Source organism: Buttiauxella selenatireducens (assembly GCF_031432975.1).
Taxonomy (GTDB): Bacteria; Pseudomonadota; Gammaproteobacteria; order Enterobacterales; family Enterobacteriaceae; genus Buttiauxella; species Buttiauxella selenatireducens.
The window spans coordinates 3,725,281-3,743,018 of the sequence record NZ_CP133838.1 but is presented as its reverse complement, the minus strand read 5'-3'; the positions used below and the strand labels follow the sequence as shown (position 1 = coordinate 3,743,018).

The 17,738-nt window shown below is 51.6% G+C and carries 20 protein-coding genes and 1 riboswitch; of the genes, 14 read left to right on the top strand and 6 right to left on the bottom strand.

Features of this window, described 5'->3' with window-relative positions; all coding sequences use genetic code 11:
- Positions 1-46 precede the first annotated feature (46 nt).
- From bioB to RHD99_RS17215, 6 genes are all read left to right on the top strand, one after another.
- Positions 47-1,087 (top strand): biotin synthase BioB, encoded by a 1,041-nt coding sequence (bioB, locus tag RHD99_RS17240; RefSeq protein WP_309875484.1) that lies wholly within the window; start codon positions 47-49, stop codon positions 1,085-1,087.
- On the top strand, positions 1,084-2,235 hold the full coding sequence (gene bioF / locus RHD99_RS17235) for an 8-amino-7-oxononanoate synthase (protein ID WP_309875482.1): 1,152 nt from the start codon (positions 1,084-1,086) through the stop codon (positions 2,233-2,235). The genes bioB and bioF overlap by 4 nt, the downstream gene beginning before the upstream one ends.
- On the top strand, positions 2,219-2,977 hold the full coding sequence (gene bioC, locus RHD99_RS17230; RefSeq protein ID WP_309875481.1) for a malonyl-ACP O-methyltransferase BioC: 759 nt from the start codon (positions 2,219-2,221) through the stop codon (positions 2,975-2,977). Before bioF ends, bioC begins: the two co-directional genes overlap by 17 nt.
- Positions 2,970-3,653: a dethiobiotin synthase gene (bioD, locus tag RHD99_RS17225; protein ID WP_309875480.1), complete on the top strand. Its 684-nt coding sequence runs from the start codon at positions 2,970-2,972 to the stop codon at positions 3,651-3,653. Before bioC ends, bioD begins: the two co-directional genes overlap by 8 nt.
- 171 nt (positions 3,654-3,824) lie before the next feature.
- Complete coding sequence (locus tag RHD99_RS17220; protein WP_183271043.1) at positions 3,825-4,088, top strand: hypothetical protein; 264 nt, start codon at positions 3,825-3,827, stop codon at positions 4,086-4,088.
- Between the two features lie 17 nt (positions 4,089-4,105).
- Entirely contained in the window at positions 4,106-4,624 is a 519-nt protein-coding gene (locus RHD99_RS17215) for a helix-turn-helix transcriptional regulator (RefSeq protein ID WP_309875478.1), read from the top strand.
- A 44-nt stretch (positions 4,625-4,668) separates the two neighbouring features.
- Here RHD99_RS17215 and RHD99_RS17210 read toward each other — a convergent pair whose 3' ends face one another.
- Entirely contained in the window at positions 4,669-5,379 is a 711-nt protein-coding gene (locus RHD99_RS17210; protein ID WP_183271041.1) for an ABC transporter ATP-binding protein, read from the bottom strand.
- A gap of 816 nt (positions 5,380-6,195) precedes the next feature.
- Between RHD99_RS17210 and uvrB the strand changes: the two genes are divergently transcribed.
- Complete coding sequence (uvrB, locus tag RHD99_RS17205; protein WP_309875476.1) at positions 6,196-8,211, top strand: excinuclease ABC subunit UvrB; 2,016 nt, start codon at positions 6,196-6,198, stop codon at positions 8,209-8,211.
- A 57-nt stretch (positions 8,212-8,268) separates the two neighbouring features.
- Here the strand turns inward: uvrB and yvcK are convergent, their stop codons facing one another.
- Entirely contained in the window at positions 8,269-9,177 is a 909-nt protein-coding gene (yvcK, locus tag RHD99_RS17200; RefSeq protein WP_183271039.1) for a uridine diphosphate-N-acetylglucosamine-binding protein YvcK, read from the bottom strand.
- A gap of 205 nt (positions 9,178-9,382) precedes the next feature.
- Positions 9,383-9,511, top strand: a riboswitch (molybdenum cofactor riboswitch).
- Here yvcK and moaA point away from each other — a divergent pair.
- The 6 genes from moaA to RHD99_RS17170 all read left to right on the top strand — a co-directional run bounded on the left by moaA (position 9,499) and on the right by RHD99_RS17170 (position 13,047).
- The gene (gene moaA / locus RHD99_RS17195; protein ID WP_309875473.1) at positions 9,499-10,488 is read left to right on the top strand and encodes a GTP 3',8-cyclase MoaA; all 990 of its coding nucleotides are present in this window, start codon (positions 9,499-9,501) and stop codon (positions 10,486-10,488) included. Its footprint overlaps the riboswitch before it by 13 nt.
- Before the next feature lie 54 nt (positions 10,489-10,542).
- Entirely contained in the window at positions 10,543-11,055 is a 513-nt protein-coding gene (gene moaB, locus RHD99_RS17190) for a molybdenum cofactor biosynthesis protein B (protein WP_183271037.1), read from the top strand.
- A gap of 3 nt (positions 11,056-11,058) precedes the next feature.
- Positions 11,059-11,556, top strand: a complete 498-nt coding sequence (gene moaC / locus RHD99_RS17185) for a cyclic pyranopterin monophosphate synthase MoaC (protein WP_309875471.1) — start codon at positions 11,059-11,061, stop codon at positions 11,554-11,556.
- On the top strand, positions 11,549-11,794 hold the full coding sequence (gene moaD / locus RHD99_RS17180) for a molybdopterin synthase sulfur carrier subunit (RefSeq protein ID WP_309875469.1): 246 nt from the start codon (positions 11,549-11,551) through the stop codon (positions 11,792-11,794). Before moaC ends, moaD begins: the two co-directional genes overlap by 8 nt.
- A gap of 1 nt (position 11,795) precedes the next feature.
- Positions 11,796-12,248: a molybdopterin synthase catalytic subunit MoaE gene (gene moaE / locus RHD99_RS17175; protein ID WP_309875467.1), complete on the top strand. Its 453-nt coding sequence runs from the start codon at positions 11,796-11,798 to the stop codon at positions 12,246-12,248.
- An 88-nt stretch (positions 12,249-12,336) separates the two neighbouring features.
- Positions 12,337-13,047 carry a Bax inhibitor-1/YccA family protein gene (locus RHD99_RS17170; protein WP_309875465.1) on the top strand — a complete coding sequence of 237 codons (711 nt, stop codon included), beginning with the start codon at positions 12,337-12,339 and terminating at the stop codon, positions 13,045-13,047.
- Between the two features lie 130 nt (positions 13,048-13,177).
- On the opposite strand, the gene RHD99_RS17165 is transcribed toward RHD99_RS17170, so the two are convergent.
- The 3 genes from RHD99_RS17165 to RHD99_RS17155 are packed head-to-tail and all read right to left on the bottom strand — an operon-like array spanning position 13,178 to position 16,126.
- Positions 13,178-14,137, bottom strand: coding sequence for a lysylphosphatidylglycerol synthase domain-containing protein (locus RHD99_RS17165; protein ID WP_309875463.1), 960 nt, complete (start codon positions 14,135-14,137; stop codon positions 13,178-13,180).
- 7 nt (positions 14,138-14,144) lie between these two features.
- Entirely contained in the window at positions 14,145-15,371 is a 1,227-nt protein-coding gene (gene clsB / locus RHD99_RS17160; RefSeq protein ID WP_309875460.1) for a cardiolipin synthase ClsB, read from the bottom strand.
- Positions 15,368-16,126, bottom strand: a complete 759-nt coding sequence (locus tag RHD99_RS17155; RefSeq protein WP_309875458.1) for an endonuclease/exonuclease/phosphatase family protein — start codon at positions 16,124-16,126, stop codon at positions 15,368-15,370. The genes clsB and RHD99_RS17155 overlap by 4 nt, the downstream gene beginning before the upstream one ends.
- A 132-nt stretch (positions 16,127-16,258) precedes the next feature.
- Here RHD99_RS17155 and RHD99_RS17150 point away from each other — a divergent pair, with 132 nt between their 5' ends.
- On the top strand, positions 16,259-16,669 hold the full coding sequence (locus RHD99_RS17150; RefSeq protein WP_309875456.1) for a YbhQ family protein: 411 nt from the start codon (positions 16,259-16,261) through the stop codon (positions 16,667-16,669).
- On the opposite strand, the gene RHD99_RS17145 is transcribed toward RHD99_RS17150, so the two are convergent.
- Positions 16,631-17,737, bottom strand: coding sequence for an ABC transporter permease (locus RHD99_RS17145; protein ID WP_183271029.1), 1,107 nt, complete (start codon positions 17,735-17,737; stop codon positions 16,631-16,633). The genes RHD99_RS17150 and RHD99_RS17145 overlap by 39 nt on opposite strands.
- Position 17,738 lies beyond the last annotated feature (1 nt).

The following is a 17,738-nucleotide window of genomic DNA, read 5'->3' as shown; positions in this document are numbered from 1 at the left end:
TATAACGTCAATCAACGGCTAACAACACCCTTTTTGGAGACGCCCAATGGCTCACCACGCACGCTGGTCAATGTCGCAGGTCACTGCTTTATTTGAAAAACCTTTCCTCGAACTGATGTTTGAGGCGCAACAAGTTCACCGTCAGCACTTCGATCCCCGTCATGTTCAGGTCAGCACGTTGCTGTCGATTAAAACCGGGGCTTGCCCGGAAGACTGCAAATATTGCCCACAAAGCGCGCGATACAAAACCGGTCTTGCGTCCGAACGTTTGATGGAAGTTGAGCTGGTTCTGGACTCGGCGCGTAAAGCGCTAAACGCCGGTTCTACCCGTTTCTGCATGGGCGCGGCCTGGAAAAACCCTAACGATCGCGATATGCCGTATCTTGAACAAATGGTGCAGGGCGTGCGCGAAATGGGGCTGGAAACCTGCATGACGCTTGGCACGTTAACCGATTCCCAGGCGCAGCGCCTCGCCAACGCAGGGCTGGATTATTACAACCATAACCTTGATACCTCGCCAGAATTCTACGGCAATATTATTACCACTCGCACCTATCAGGAGCGTCTCGACACGCTGGATAAAGTGCGCGGTGCCGGGATTAAAGTGTGCTCAGGCGGCATTGTTGGTTTGGGCGAAACGGTGACCGACCGAGCCGGATTGCTGCTGCAACTTGCCAATTTGCCGACGCCGCCAGAAAGCGTGCCCATCAATATGTTGGTAAAAGTGAAAGGCACACCGATGGCGGATAATGAAGACGTCGATGCGTTTGATTTTATTCGTACTATCGCCGTGGCGCGCATCATGATGCCAACATCGTTCGTGCGTCTTTCTGCCGGGCGCGAACAGATGAGTGAGCAAACTCAGGCCATGTGCTTCATGGCGGGTGCCAACTCGATTTTCTACGGCTGCAAACTGCTCACCACGCCAAATCCTGAAGAAGACAAAGACCTGCAATTGTTCCGCAAATTGGGGCTTAACCCGCAACAAACGACGACTCATGCGGGCGATAACGAACAACAGCAGCAACTGACCGATCAATTGCTTTCAGCAGATACGGAGAATTACTACAACGCGGCGGCTGTATGAGTTGGCAGCAACGAATCGATAGCGCCCTTGAACAACGGCGCACGAATGACAGTTTCCGTATTCGTCAGGTGAATGAGCAAGGGAGCGGGCGCTATCTTGTTCAAAATGAAATTCGTTACCTGAATTTTTCCAGCAATGACTACCTGGGAATGAGCCACCATGCGGAGGTCATTCAAGCCTGGCAGCAAGGGGCTGAGATTTACGGTGTCGGCAGTGGCGGCTCGGGGCATGTCACGGGCTATCACCAGGCGCATCAACACTGTGAACAGCAGCTTGCGGATTGGCTCGGCTATCCTCGTGCGCTGCTGTTTATTTCAGGTTTTGCGGCGAATCAGGCGTTGATTGCGGCGCTAACTGAAAAATCAGACCGAATTATTGCCGATAAGCTCAGCCATGCCTCGCTTCTGGAAGCCGCAATGCATAGCCCGGCGCAACTGCGGCGTTTTGCGCATAACGATGTGCAATCACTGCAAACTTTGCTGGCGCAACCTGGCGACGGTCAACAACTGGTCATTACCGAAGGGGTGTTCAGCATGGATGGCGATGCTGCACCGTTGGCTGAAATCGCCAGAGCCAGCCGCGACGCAGGGGCATTGTTGATGGTTGACGATGCTCATGGCATTGGTGTCGTTGGGAGAGAAGGGCGGGGAAGTTGTGACCAGCAACAGATTAAGCCAGATTTGCTGGTCGTGACCTTCGGAAAAGCATTTGGCATCAGTGGTGCTGCGGTGCTGTGCAGTGAGTCGCTCGCTGATTATCTGCTCCAGTTTGCCCGACATCTCATTTACAGCACAGCAATGCCGCCAGCCCAGGCCTGCGCGTTAACGGCTGCGTTGCAGGTGATACGTCGTGATGATGCAAGACGGAGGCAATTGCAGGCCAATATCGCCCATTTCCGTGCCGGGGCCGAAAAGTTACCGCTGAAATTAATGGCCTCGCAAACGGCTATCCAGCCAGTGATTGTCGGTGAGAATCAGGCGGCGGTGAACCTTGCTTCTACGCTGCGCGAGCGCGGATTTTGGCTGACGGCAATTCGCCCGCCCACGGTGCCACCCGGCACGGCGCGGTTGCGTGTGACGCTGACTGCAAGCCATACCCGCGAGGATATCGACCTGCTTCTGGAGGCGCTGTATGACGCAACACGTTAACAAAGCTGCCATCGCGGCGGCATTTGGACGCGCGGCAACCACCTATGACAGCCACGCCGAATTGCAACGCACCAGTGGTGAATTGCTTGCCGATATGCTTGAAGGACGACGCATCGCTACGATGCTGGATGCGGGATGTGGCACTGGCTGGTACAGCCGCGCATGGCGCAAAAAAGGCTGCCATGTGACCGCGTTGGATCTCTCACCTGACATGCTGAATTATGCGGCACAACAGGAGTCGGCAGATGGTTATCTCGAAGGTGATATCGAGGCCATCGCACTGCCCGATGGGCAAGTGGATTTAGCCTGGAGCAATCTGGCTGTGCAGTGGTGCAATGATTTACGCAGTGGTTTGAGTGAACTTTACCGCGTCACTCGCCCTGGCGGTTGCGTGGCATTTACCACGCTTGCTGCGGATTCATTAAGCGAACTTCATACCGCGTGGCATGCGGTGGATGAACGCTCTCATGCGAATCAGTTTCTCTCGTTTGAGCAGATTCAGAGTGCTTGCGAAGGCTGGCGTTGTTCCCTGAAAGTCCACGAGATTAGCCAGTCCTACGTCAGCGTAATGAGCGCCATGCACTCGCTAAAAGGCATTGGAGCAACGCATCTGCATGATGGACGCAAAGCGTCATTAATGACCCGCCAACAATTACAAAAATTAAGTCTCGCCTGGCCACAAAAAGAGGGGCAATTCCCCCTGACCTGGCAGCTCGTTTGTGGAGTAATAGAACGTGATTAAAAGATGGTTTGTGACCGGAACCGATACCGAAGTGGGTAAAACTGTCGCCAGTTGTGCATTGCTGCAAGCCGCAACGCACGCGGGTTACCGTACTGCGGGGTATAAACCGGTGGCCTCTGGCAGCGAAATGACGGCAGCAGGTATTCGTAACAGCGATGCGCTTGCATTGCAGCGCAATAGCAGCGCCACATTAGGCTATGAACAGGTCAATCCGTTTGCCTTTCTGGAGCCGACATCACCGCATATTGTGAGCGCGTTAGAAAATCGACCTATCGAGTTTTCGCAGCTTTCAGCAGGGCTTGAAGCGCTCTCTTCACACGCTGACTGGTTGCAGGTTGAAGGGGCGGGAGGCTGGTTTACGCCACTTTCACAGACCGTTACTTTCGCCGATTGGGTTATCCAGGAGCAGTTGCCCGTCATTCTGGTTGTTGGGGTGAAACTGGGCTGCATTAACCATGCAATGCTTACGGCTCATGCGGTGAAAAATGCAGGCCTGCATCTGGCGGGGTGGATTGCCAATGACGTTCAGCCTACGGGGAAACGCCACACAGAATACATCGCCACGTTGCGCGATGTGTTACACGCCCCCATGTTGGGTGAAATTCCGTTTTGCCCGCAACTTAGCGAGCAAACGGCGCTCGGTCACTATCTGGATGTTTCTCTTCTTTCTGCATAACTCGCAGATCTTTTGAACATTTCTGCAACGCCCGGAAAATATTTCGGGCGCGCTTCCTGATGCGTTCAATTGTCCCTTCTTCCGCTTGAACATTAAACCGAAGCGAGTAAATTACTTTTAAATTTATGTTGTCACATGACAACTTTTTTGCGAGTATGCTCAGGAGGTTTTATGACACGGCGTTTACACCCGAATAAGGATATCGAAGCCGCATTAAGCTATGCCGAGTGCCAGGGCTGGCAAGTGCGCCCTGGCGGTGCGCACTGTTGGGGGAGGATGTATTGCCCCTGGAATAACAAAGCCTGTCGCTGCGGTGAGTTTTGTATTAGTTGCATCTGGAGCTCGCCACGCAGTGCTTATAACCATGCCAGGCAAATACGTCGTGTCGTCGATAACTGTAGCCAACAAGGCATTCCGCCCACCATCAGACATTGAGTTTCAAGGAGCAGAACATGTCGGAATTTAGTTTCACATTGATTTTTACCTTGCCAGAAAAAGGCCAGGATCCCGCCGAATGGGTAGAGGCGTTAGGCGCACAAGGCTGCGATGACGCACTGGTTGGTGTGGGAGTGACCGGGCGCATAGCGCTGAATTTCACCCGCGAAGCGCACGAGGCAAGGCTGGCCGTGGTGTCCGCCATCAAAGACGTAAAGCGAATTATTCCAGGTGCAGTATTGGTCGAAGTGATGCCCGATTTAGTTGGGCTAACGGATATTGCCGAACTGCTGGGGTTTTCACGCCAGTATATGCGTAAAGTGATGGTCAGCCGGGAGGCATTCCCTCAACCCGTGCATGACGGGAAAACCGCTATTTGGCATCTGGAACCGGTATTACGTTGGATGCGCGAAGCTGGGGTGTCAAAAGTCCCTTTGCCGCTGGTGGAACTCTCCGCCGTGACACGACAATGCAATTTACAACGGGAACTTGCCGATCTCGATAAAACTGTACAGAAACAGCTAGGGCAGTTGTGACGGCAAAACCGGACTTTCCATTCTTGCCGTCGGTTGGCACGCCATCATGGGTCAATCCAACTGGAAACCAGTTTGTCATCTAACTGCGCGACATGACCTTGAGCGACGTTACGTCCACGGTGGAGCAAGCAGAAACGGTCGGCTACACGGCGAATAAAGGGCAACCGTTGTTCGACCAACAGGACAGTCAGCCCAAAGTCACGGCTTAGCCGCCGAATAATATTACCGAGATCATGAATAAAACGCTGACCGCTGCCGAAAGTGGGTTCATCGAGAATCAGCAGTTTCGGTTCGGTCACTAGCGCCCTTGCTAATGCCAGTTGCTGCTGAAGGTCGCCCGACAACTCGCCTGCGCGCACATGGCGCAAGTTGTAAAGTTCAGGAAACAGTTCATAGATCATGGATGGGATAGCGCGTGGCCGTTCACGGGCCGCCAGCAGTGCAATTTGCAGGTTTTCCTCAACGCTCAGCTGGGAAAATATCCGCCGGTCCTGGGCGACGTAACTCATCCCGAGCGCCGCTCTGCCTTCAATCGGTTGCGTCAGTAAATCTTGTGGAGGGTGGCCAGCCTCAAGCCAGGTCATACTGCCACTCTGAACAGGCAAGTAACCGGTTATGCAGTTAACCAACGTCGTTTTACCCATCCCTGGTGCACCCAGCACACAAGTGCATTGGCCTGGTGTCAGCTCAAGATCCAGATTCCACAGAATATGACTTTCACCATAAAACTGATTAACAGCTCGCAGACTCAACATCGATACTCTCCTTCGGACAGGGTTAAGAACGCGCATTAACATCCGCTATGCGATCCAGGACGAGTAAAACAGTGCAATTACCTTGCCACTAACCTTTTTGCGCGCTGGAACATTGCAACTTTGGGAAAAGGCTCATGAAAAAGGTTGAGGAAAGATTCGCCATCTACAACTCGAAAAGCCGAATGCACTGTGTCAGTGCCTGGCCGTAGATAGGTTTGGTGCAATGTCTTCGGGCTGCTTCATGAGAATGCGCAATTCGTGAGCAAGATCATAAGAAATTGCGCGCCTTTAGCAGGTAAAAAAGGGGTGAAAATAATGCTGAAAAATATTTTTTGAGGCCGGCACAGAGATTTTAGGGTTTTTTGCGGTCTGCGCTGCAAAAGGGCTGAGAGCAGTTATCCACTATTCCTGTGGATAACCATGTGCATTAGAGTTAGAAAACTTGCGGTAAGCGAGGGCTGGCGCGGGTTACGCATGAATTGGCGCGAAACCAGACTTTTACAAATAGCTGTTTAAAATTAACGAGTTGAATAAAATCAATCGCTGCAATGAAAGTGCATCAGATGTTCCTTACGCTTTTATGACACTGCTTGACAATTGTTAAAAGGTAAAAAAATCTGGGGATAACCATTTAGGTCAGCTGAAATCGCTGAAAGAGGAATGTTTTACCTCCAAACCAGACGGCAGCGAGAGCCGATATCATAAACACCAGTGCAAGGAACTGGTTTTTCATCCAGTATCTTTTTCTGGCAAAATTTCCTGTGCCGAGTAAAATTATCCTCCGGCCCGCTCGTTTCTTCATCAGGTAGCCTCTTCATGAGTAAAGCGTTCAAATTAAATTCAGCCTTCAAACCTTCTGGCGATCAGCCCGAAGCCATACGTCGCCTTGAAGAGGGTCTACAAGACGGGCTTGCCCATCAGACGTTATTAGGTGTGACGGGCTCTGGTAAGACCTTTACCGTGGCGAATGTGATTGCTGATTTGCAACGCCCTACGATGGTGCTGGCGCCGAATAAAACCCTTGCGGCGCAGTTGTACGGCGAGATGAAAGAGTTCTTTCCTGATAACGCGGTCGAGTTTTTTGTCTCGTATTACGATTACTACCAGCCTGAAGCCTACGTTCCTAGTTCCGATACGTTTATCGAAAAAGACTCATCGGTGAATGAACATATCGAACAGATGCGTCTGTCTGCGACCAAAGCGTTACTGGAAAGGCGCGATGTGATCGTGGTGGCTTCAGTGTCAGCGATTTACGGCCTGGGCGACCCTGATCTCTACCTGAAAATGATGCTGCATCTCACCAAAGGGATGATCATCGATCAGCGTTCTATTTTGCGCCGTTTGACCGAACTGCAATACACCCGGAATGACCAGGCTTTCCAGCGCGGGACTTTCCGCGTTCGCGGCGAAGTCATCGACATCTTCCCGGCAGAGTCGGACGATTTAGCGCTACGTGTGGAGCTGTTTGATGAAGAAGTGGAACGGCTTTCATTGTTTGACCCACTGACCGGGCAAATAGACCAGGTTATTCAACGTTTCACCGTTTATCCAAAATCGCATTACGTCACGCCGCGTGAACGTATTGTGCAAGCCATGGAAGAGATAAAGGTTGAACTGGCAGACCGCAGAAAGGTCCTGCTGGCAAACAACAAATTACTCGAAGAACAGCGACTCACGCAGCGTACTCAGTTCGATTTAGAAATGATGAATGAGTTGGGCTACTGCTCGGGCGTTGAAAACTACTCGCGGTTCTTATCTGGCCGTGGTCCTGGTGAGCCACCTCCAACACTTTTCGATTACCTGCCCGCAGATGGCCTGCTGGTCGTCGATGAATCACACGTCACCATTCCGCAAATTGGCGGGATGTATCGTGGCGACCGGGCGCGTAAAGAGACGCTGGTGGAATATGGCTTCCGTTTGCCTTCAGCACTGGATAACCGTCCGCTGAAATTTGAAGAGTTTGAAGCGCTTGCTCCGCAAACTATTTATGTCTCAGCAACGCCGAGCAACTATGAGTTAGAAAAGTCTGGAGGCGATGTTGTCGACCAGGTTGTCAGGCCAACCGGCTTGCTGGATCCGATTATCGAAGTGCGTCCTGTTGCGACTCAGGTTGACGACCTACTTTCTGAAATTCGCAAACGCGTTGAAATTAACGAACGTGTTTTGGTCACCACTCTGACCAAACGTATGGCCGAAGATTTGACGGAGTATCTCGAAGAACACGGCGAACGGGTGCGCTATCTGCACTCCGATATTGATACCGTTGAGCGTATGGAAATCATCCGTGATTTGCGCCTGGGCGAGTTCGACGTGCTGGTGGGCATTAACTTACTCCGCGAGGGGTTGGATATGCCTGAAGTGTCGCTGGTGGCGATTCTGGATGCTGATAAAGAAGGTTTCCTGCGTTCTGAGCGTTCACTCATTCAGACGATTGGCCGTGCGGCACGTAACATCAACGGTAAAGCCATTTTGTATGGTGACAAAATCACACCTTCTATGGCGAAGGCGATTGGTGAAACGGAGCGTCGCCGTGAGAAACAGCAGCGTTACAACGAAGAAAATGGGATTACCCCGCAAGGGCTGAACAAGAAAGTTGTGGATGTTCTTCAACTTGGCGAAGGGATGGCGAAAACCAAGGGCCGGATGAAGAGCAAAGCGCGCAGCGTGATTGAAGATGATGAAATTATTCTGACTCCTAAAGCCCTACAACAGAAAATTCATCAGTTGGAAGGGAAGATGCTGGAGCATGCGCAGAATCTGGAATTTGAAGAAGCCGCGCAGGTGCGCGATCAACTGCATCAACTACGGCAGTTATTTATTGCGGCGTCGTAATGATAAGCCTTGAGGTGAGGGCGGGTAAGTCTGGTTTACCCGCCACGTATGAATTGTTTAACCGAGCTGCTGAATGGCTTTTTCCAGCGCCTGGCGAAGCAATTGCCGGTCGTGGCGATAACGAATATCACAAGCTTCCAGCGGTTCCTGAATCACGACCCGGTCGGTGATTTCGGAAACATCTACCTGCGGGCCAACCACCACGGCATCAATGATGCGCTTACCAACACGCTGCTCCATAATGTCCAGCGTTTGCCCAAGCGACAGGCTTGCGGCGGCGGTGCTTAACTCTTTTCCAAGATTACCGATAAACACCACTGGGGCAGGGGTGCGGCGTAGCGCCTGATCCATATCTTCCAGCAACAGCAATGGCATCAAACTGGTATAGAAACTGCCAGGGCCAATCAGAATCAAATCTGCTTCGGCAATCGCCTGTACAGCTTCACGTGTGGCATGGGCTTTGGGGTATAACGATAACTCCTGCGGCGGCGATGAAAGCTGATCAATATTGACCTCACCGTAAATAAAATGGCCGTCTGCGTCTGTTGCCATTAAATCAACCGGTTGTTCGGACATCGGAATCAGAAACGCATCCACCTTAAGCAGATTACGAATGAGATTTATGGCTTCCAAAGGGCGCACGCTCAGATGGTCTAGCGCCTTTAACATCAGATTTCCAAGGTTATGCCCTGAAAGTTCGCCATTACCGCCAAAACGATACTCAAACATCGCTGAAGCCACGCTCTGTTCAGTAATTAACTGATTTAAACAGTTGCGCATATCGCCCCAGGCAATGCCGCCTTCAGAGCGACGAATTCGCCCTGTAGAACCGCCATTATCCGTGGTGGTCACAATGCCAGTTAAACGTGAGCCTAAAGAGGAGAGGGATGACATAACCCTGCCCAGACCGTGTCCACCGCCGAGAGCAACCACTCGGTCCAAATCAGCAAACGTACGATTGCGCATAACTATTCCTAATGACGAACTATCGAAATAAGGTAGCGTAAAAGATCTGAAAATACGATTCAGGCTCAAACGATAATGATGTATATCAATGCAAAAGTTCACTTTTCGCGTAGTCTGTTGCGAAATTGAGCAATTAGTTCGTTATGTATGTAATTATACAGCGAAAGCGGCTATGGCGAATAATGTCATCACGCGCTACTATCGCTCTAACACACACTAAGCCTCTGGACCTAAGTCGAAAGATACGGTGCGTTGGCCGTGACCTTGAGTCACCAGGGTGCAGAAAGAAATGCCTGCATCTCCCGTATTTGGAAGGTGTACATGGCTACCCAACTTACCGACGCTTACGCTCGTAAGTTTTTTTATCTGCGTCTCTCTATTACCGACGTTTGCAATTTTCGTTGCAACTATTGTCTGCCGGATGGCTACAAGCCTCACGGTGTGGCAAATAAAAGTTTCCTCAACGTCGATGAAATTCGCCGCGTCACGCGCGCATTTGCCGCCCTCGGTACTGAAAAAGTACGTCTGACGGGAGGCGAGCCCTCTTTGCGTAAAGATTTCACCGACATCATCGCTGCCGTGCGTGAAAATCCTGGGATCCGCCAGATTGCCATGACAACCAATGGCTATCGCCTTGCGCGTGATATCCAGCAATGGCGTGATGCGGGTCTTACCGCGGTCAATGTCAGCGTTGATAGCCTCGATGCTCGCCAGTTCCACGCCATTACCGGGCAAGATAAATTCCGTCAGGTGATGGACGGCATTGATGCTGCATTCACCGCCGGATTTGAGCGCGTAAAAGTAAATACCGTGCTGATGCGTGGGGTGAATCACCACGAACTCGATACCTTCCTTGCGTGGATAAAACCACGTCCCATCCAGTTGCGTTTCATCGAGCTGATGGAAACCGGCGACGGCGGCGAATTGTTCCGCAACCACCACGTTTCAGGAAAAACCATCCGCGATCAGTTGTTGGCTCGCGGTTGGGTTCATCAGCTTCGCAGCCGCAGCGATGGCCCCGCGCAAGTCTTTTGCCATCCGGATTATCAGGGCGAAATCGGCCTAATCATGCCGTATGAGAAAGACTTTTGTGCCAGTTGTAATCGCCTGCGCGTTTCGTCAGTCGGTAATCTGCATCTGTGTTTGTTTGGCGATCACGGCATTTCATTGCGTGATTTGCTGGCGGATGACGGGCAAATCGACGAGCTTGAAGCGCGTATTGCCGAAGCGTTGACGCACAAAAAACAGACCCATTTCCTGCATGACGGTGAAACCGGCATCACCCAGAACCTGTCCTATATTGGTGGGTAAAGTGGCGGGTTGAACCAATTAAACGGGTAAAACCAGATAAAAAGGAAAATACCAATGAGCCAGGTGAGCAGTGAATTTATTCCGGTGCATATCGCCATTCTGACTGTTTCAAGCCGCCGCGGTGAAGACGACGATACCTCAGGTCACTATTTACGTGAAGCCGCGACTGACGCGGGTCACAAAGTGGTCGCCAAAGCGATTGTGAAAGAAAACCGCTACGCCATTCGCGCGCAAGTTTCCCAATGGATTGCTGATGACGAAGTGCAGGTGGTGCTCATCAACGGAGGGACCGGTTTTACCGATGGTGACCAGGCTCCTGAAGCACTGTTGCCACTGTTTGACCGCGAAATAGAAGGCTTTGGCGAAATCTTCCGCATGCTCTCTTTTGAAGAAATCGGTACATCGACGCTGCAATCTCGGGCACTGGCCGGTGTCGCAAATCGCACCCTGATTTTCGCCATGCCAGGCTCCACCAAGGCATGTCATACCGCATGGGAAAATATCATCCAGCCACAACTGGATGCTCGCGTGCGCCCTTGTAATTTCCATCCACATCTCAAGAAATAAACTATGTCGCAACTGACTCATATTAATGCCGCTGGCGAAGCGCACATGGTCGATGTCTCCGCCAAAGCTGAAACCGTGCGTGAAGCGCGTGCCGAAGCGTTTATCACCATGAAAGCCGAAACGTTGGCGATGATTATTGAAGGCAGTCATCATAAAGGTGATGTATTTGCCACGGCGCGAATCGCCGGGATTCAGGCGGCTAAGCGCACCTGGGATTTGATTCCACTTTGCCACCCGCTAATGCTCAGCAAAGTCGAAGTGAATTTGGCCGCTGAGCCAGAGCATAATCGCGTACGCATCGAATCTGTCTGCCGCCTTACCGGTAAAACCGGCGTTGAGATGGAAGCGCTAACCGCCGCATCGGTGGCTGCGTTAACCATTTACGACATGTGCAAAGCGGTGCAGAAAGACATGGTCATTGGCCCGGTGCGGCTGCTTGCCAAAAGCGGCGGTAAATCAGGTGACTTTAAGGCGCAGAGCAAGGTGGACAGCAATGATTAACGTCCTGTTTTTTGCCCAGGTGCGCGAACTGGTTGATTGCGATCGTCTGCAACTCGATGCCACGTTCAGCGATGTCGAACAACTGCGCCAGGCTCTTGCGGCCAAAAGCGAGCGCTGGGCGTTGGCATTGGAGTCCGGCAAACTGCTGGCGGCGGTCAATCAGACGTTGGTGAGCTTTGACCATCCCCTTAACGACGGCGATGAAATAGCGTTCTTTCCGCCAGTCACCGGAGGCTGAAATGGAAAACACACGAATCCGCGTCAGCCATGAAAACTTTAACGTCGGTGATGAGTACCAGTGGCTCGCGCAATGTGATGAAGACGGTGCCGTTGTGACGTTTACCGGCAAAGTGCGCAATCACAATCTTGGCGATAGCGTCAGTGCATTAACACTTGAGCACTATCCAGGAATGACAGAAAAAGCGTTGGCAGAAATTGTCGAGGAAGCCCGCAAGCGCTGGCCACTACAACGTGTCAGCGTAATTCACCGTATTGGCGAGTTGTGGCCAGGAGATGAAATTGTGTTCGTGGGGGTGACCGGCGCGCATCGCAGTTCCGCGTTTGATTCCGCACAATTCATTATGGATTATCTGAAAACCAAAGCCCCATTCTGGAAGCGCGAAGCCACCTCTGATGGCGATCGTTGGGTCGAAGCGCGCGATACCGACAAACAGGCGGCGAAACGCTGGTAACAGGCACCCTGTTGGAGTTGTGTTAATCTTAAACATGGTAGGCTGTAAAGCCTGAAATCCGGTTAACGTAATACAAAGAGGAAGCATCATGGATCGATTCCCACGTTCCAATGACACTATTGTCCAGCAAGCGCGCACGGGCTTGCAGGCATATATGGCACAAGTTTATGGTTGGATGACCTGCGGCCTGTTACTGACGGCATTTGTCGCCTGGTATGCTGCGAATACGCCAGCTGTGATGGAATTCGTCTTTTCCAGCAAAATCACTTTCTTCGGGTTGATCATCGTGCAGTTGGGGCTGGTGTTTGTGCTCTCCGGCATGGTGCATAAACTCAGCGCGGGTATGGCAACCAGCTTGTTTATGCTGTATTCGGCACTCACTGGCTTGACGCTTTCCAGCATTTTTATCGTTTACACCTATTCATCTATCGCCAGTACGTTTGTGGTTGCAGGCGGGATGTTCGGTGCCATGAGCCTGTATGGCTACACCACCAAGCGCGACCTGAGCGGCTTTGGCAATATGCTGTTTATGGCGCTGATTGGTATTGTGTTGGCTTCATTGGTGAACATGTGGCTAGAAAGCACTGCGCTGATGTGGGCGGTGACGTATATCGGGGTAATCGTATTTGTGGGTCTGACAGCTTACGACACGCAGAAGCTGAAAAACATTGGCGAGCAAATTGATACCCGTGATACGCAAACCATGCGCAAATATTCCATTCTTGGTGCGCTGACGCTGTATCTCGACTTCATCAACCTGTTCTTGATGCTGTTGCGTATTTTCGGCAACCGCCGTTAGTTTTGTCGCCCTCATCCCGACCTTCTCCCCCAGGAGAAGGGGAAAGCTGAACAGTTCCCTCTCCCTCAGGAGAAGGGGAAAGCTGAACAACCCCCTCTCCCTCAGGGAGAGGGCTGGGGTGAGGGTTGTTTTACCCGAGTCTTTCTACATTCTTCACCCGCATCTTCTTCGCTCGACTCTCCAGCCATAAATAGCAAACCAACGCCAGCAACAGCGGGGCAATAAAGTAGAGCAATCGGTAAGCCAGAAGTGCAGCAATAATAGTGCCATTCTTGATATGCTCGCCTGCCAGTAAAGCGATAAATACCGCCTCCAGCACGCCAATCCCCGCAGGAATATGCACAATCACTCCGGCAATACTGCTCACCAAAAGCACGCCTAAAACGAAGAAATAATGAACTTCCTGGCCCAGCAACAGCCAGATAATCGCGCCCATCACCATCCAGTTGGCACTGGAAATAGCCAGTTGAATCAGAGCAAATTTAAACGACGGCAGCACCAGACGCTGGCCTTTTATCGTCATGTGACGATGCTTTGCAAAGGCACAAAACCACAAGTAAACCGCTATAAACGCCAGCAGTACGCCACCTAAAATCCGCAGCGTTGTCTCATCGATGTACCAGTGAGCCGGTAATTGCACTACGCCCATGGTAAAAATCACGCCTGCCAGCAGAATGTAACCCAGCCAGTTAGTTGAAATACTTAATGAAAAGATGCGAGTAATGGTCGCGCTGGGCAAGCCGAGACGCGAATAAAGCCGGTAGCGCATTCCAATACCCCCCACCCAGGTACTGAGCGTCAGGTTGAAGGCATAACAGATAAACGACACCAGCATGACTTGCCGCTTTGCTAATTTATGCCCGCAGTACGCGCGTGCTAACAGATCGTAACAGCCATAAATCAGGTAACTCAGAATAACCAGACCGACTGCGCTAAACAGTGCCGTACGGTTGTAATTGCGAATCACCTGCCAAACTTCCTGCCAGTCTACTTTCGTTGCATACACCACCAGCAACACAATGACGGCAACGAAAAACAGCCAGGTGAGGACTTTTTTTGCTTTTCGCCATTTGGGATGCGAATGCGACATTAATATTTCACTCCGTCTCAACCCTGTCCTGGGTTTCGAGTTGCGGCTGTTCTGGCGGCATCACTTGCGCAAGTTTTGCCGTATGCGCGGGAAGCCAGCCAACCATTGCCGGGAAGTGGCGCAAAAAGTGGAACGCCAGCACGCTTTTACCCAGATTCCACCATGTACGTTTGGGGATCATCGACTCATCAACCGGTTTGCAGTCCTGCGCAATCAGGCCGTTGAGATTTTGACTGAGCGCCTCATTGAAATTTCGATCATAAATAATCAGGTTGGCTTCCAGATTGAGGGACAAACTCAGCGGATCAAGATTGCTGGAACCGACCGTTGCCCAGTGGTCGTCCATCAGCGCCACTTTGCCGTGCAGCGGACGCCGCTGATATTCATAAATTTTCACGCCCGAACGCACCAGATAGTTGTACAGCAGGCGTGCGCCTACTTTGACAATCGGCATATCCGGTTCGCCCTGCACAATCAGTTGTACTGAAACGCCTCGGCGTGAAGCCTTGCGCATGGCATGTAACAGGCGATATCCCGGGAAAAAATAGGCGTTGGCGATAATCACCTCACGCTTCGCTTTGCTGAGCATTTTCAGGTAGTAGCGTTCGATATCATCGCGATGCTGGTTGTTGTCGCGCCAGACGAACAGGGCTTGCGCTTCACCTGGCGTGAGGTTTTCCTGGGCTGGATTGCGATGACGCCGCCACCAGCGACGCTTAACGTCGTGTCCAGGCAGATTGGAAATAACGTACTGATAAATATCCTCCACCACAGGGCCTTCGACTTTGACTGAATAATCTTGCTTGGCTTCTGGGCCGTAATCACTCATTTGTTCTGCGGAGTAGTTAATGCCGCCGACAAACGCAACGGTGCCGTCGACCACCACGATTTTGCGGTGCATACGGCGGAACAGGTTGGTGCGCATGCCAAAGAGTAATGGGCGAGGGTCGTAGTAGCGGAACTTCACACCCGCAGTGGTCAGTTGGCTGACAAATTCGTCACTTAAATCGGGTGAGCCATAGCCATCGAGCAACACTTCTACGCTCACGCCACGAGAAGCGGCAGTCAGTATCACTTCATGTAGCTTTCGCCCAACATCATCTTCAAACCAAATAAATGTCTCAAGAATTACTTTGCTACGCGCATTGCTGATGGCGTCAAACACTTCAGGGAAAAACTGATCGCCGTTTTCGAGTAACGAAATACGGTTGCCATCGCGCCAGTTATTTTTCATATATGAATCTCCACGGCTAATGGCGCATGGTCGGATAGATGCCGCCAATGCTGTAACGGGAGGGCTGTCGGGGCGCTGGCAGAGGCATTTTTAACGTAAATCCTGTCCAGCCGAAGCACAGGAAAACGGGCCGGGAAGGTACGTGCCGGGCGACCCTGTGCGCGGGTAAATACTTCATCTAACCCGGTTTGCTTGAGTTGATGGCTTGCGCGTTGTTGCCAGTCATTGAAATCACCGGCCACCACTACAGGCTCTCCTTCAGGAAGTTCATTCACCAGTTGGCAAAGCATGTTGAGTTGCGACTGGCGGTGGGCGTCACGTAAGCCGAGATGCACACAAATGACATGCGCACGAATGTTCGCGCCAGGAAGGTTTATCTGGCAGTGCAGCATGCCGCGTTTTTCATGACCTTCGACCGAGATATCGCGGTTGACGAAATGGCTGATGGGGAAACGCGACAACACCGCATTACCGTGATGGCCTTCGGGGTAAACCGCATTGCGGCCATAGGCAAATTCACTCCACATGCTATCCGCGAGGAATTCGTAATGGCTGCTTTCCGGCCAGTTTTCTACCCGCAGGGAGTGTGCTTCGTGGGCACCCATCACTTCCTGCAAGCAGACAATATCGGCGGAAACGGCGCGTACCGCATCGCGCAGCTCCGGCAAAATGAAACGCCGATTGAGCGCGGTGAAGCCTTTGTGTGTGTTAATTGTGAGCACTTTAAAAGAAAAGTGCTGAGTCTTATTACCCATGCTTCTCCCGGCATTGTTAACATCCCGATGAAAATAAAGTGTAGTCTCTGTCACAAATAGGTGTCGGGTTACGGAATTTTCCGCATACTGCGGTACTCTGAAGGATAGGAAATAGTGGCCAGGAGAGAAATAATGAAATGGCAACAACGCGTACAAGTGAAAACAGGCCTGAGCTGCTGGCAAATTATGCTGCATCTTTCTGTGCTTTGTGCGCTGCTCGTTGGCTGGAAAACCGCCACCCTCATACCGGTCGGCATTGGGTTATGTTTGCTGTATATCGCGACAGTTATCCTGATGTTCGCCCTGCAAAGTGTTCGCACAGGGCGCTTACGCGATATTGGTGATTTTCTTGAAGAGCTGACCACCACCTGGTATTTCGGTTCAGCGATGATTGCGTTGTGGCTGTTGTCACGCGTCGTCGAAAATAAATTCCTTATTGCAGGCGCAGGGCTTGCGATGATTGCAGGCCCGATAATCTATTCGCTGCTTGCCAAAGATAAAACATCAGGCAATTTTGCGACGAAACATCCAGTACGCCGCTGAACCCGTGGTGGCTGCTATGACCAATAGTGGCCACACACTTCCCCAGACAATATCAAAACTTGCGTTCTTCAAATAAATCTGCTTAGTGATGTCGGTGAAATGCCGAATCGGGTTCACCCACGTCAGGTTTTGCAACCATACCGGCATGTTCTCGACGGGCGATACATAACCCGAGAGCAAAATGGCCGGCATCATAAAGACAAACACGCCGATAAACGCCTGCTGCTGCGTTGAGCAGAGCGCCGAAATCAATAAACCAAAGCCTACCAACGACAACCCGTAAATCAGCATCGTGAAGTAAAACAGCAACAGCGAGCCGGAAAACGGAATGTGATAACCCCAGATCCCGACACCCAGCACAATCGTTGCCTGACCAATGGCCACGATTTGCGCGGGGACGGCTTTGCCAACAAAAATCTGCCAGGTCGCCAGTGGGGAAACCAACAGTTGATCGAGCGTCCCTTGCTCGCGTTCACGGGCAACGGAAAGCGAGGTGACAATCATGACGCCAATCGTCGTTATCATCGCAATCAGTGACGGCACCACAAACCATTTGTAATCCAGATTCGGGTTATACCAGTTGCGCACCACCAGCTCGCTATTGTTCGGTTTTGGTTGGCCGGACATCAGTTCCTGTTGGTAATTCTTCACAATCTGTTGCAGGTAATTTGCGGCAATTTGCGCACTGTTTGAATTTCGCCCGTCCAGAATGATTTGCAATTTGGCCTGCTGTTGGCTGGCAATATCGCGGGAAAACTCTGCCGGAAAGCGAATCAGCAGCAGCGCTTTCTGGTTGTCGATAGTCGGTTGGATTTCCTGCGGGCTTTTCAGCAGCAACACATGACTAAAGGCTTTGGCGCGGGCAAAACGCTGGGTGAGTTCTACGGAATGGCTGCCGTTATCTTCGTTATAAATGGCAATGGTCGCGTTCGTCACCTCAAGGGTTGCGGCGAACGGAAACAGCACCACCTGCAACACCACGGGCAAAATCAAAATCGCGCGGGTTTGCGGCTCACGCAACAGGGATTGCAGTTCTTTGCGGATCAGCGTCCAGAGTCGATAAAACATA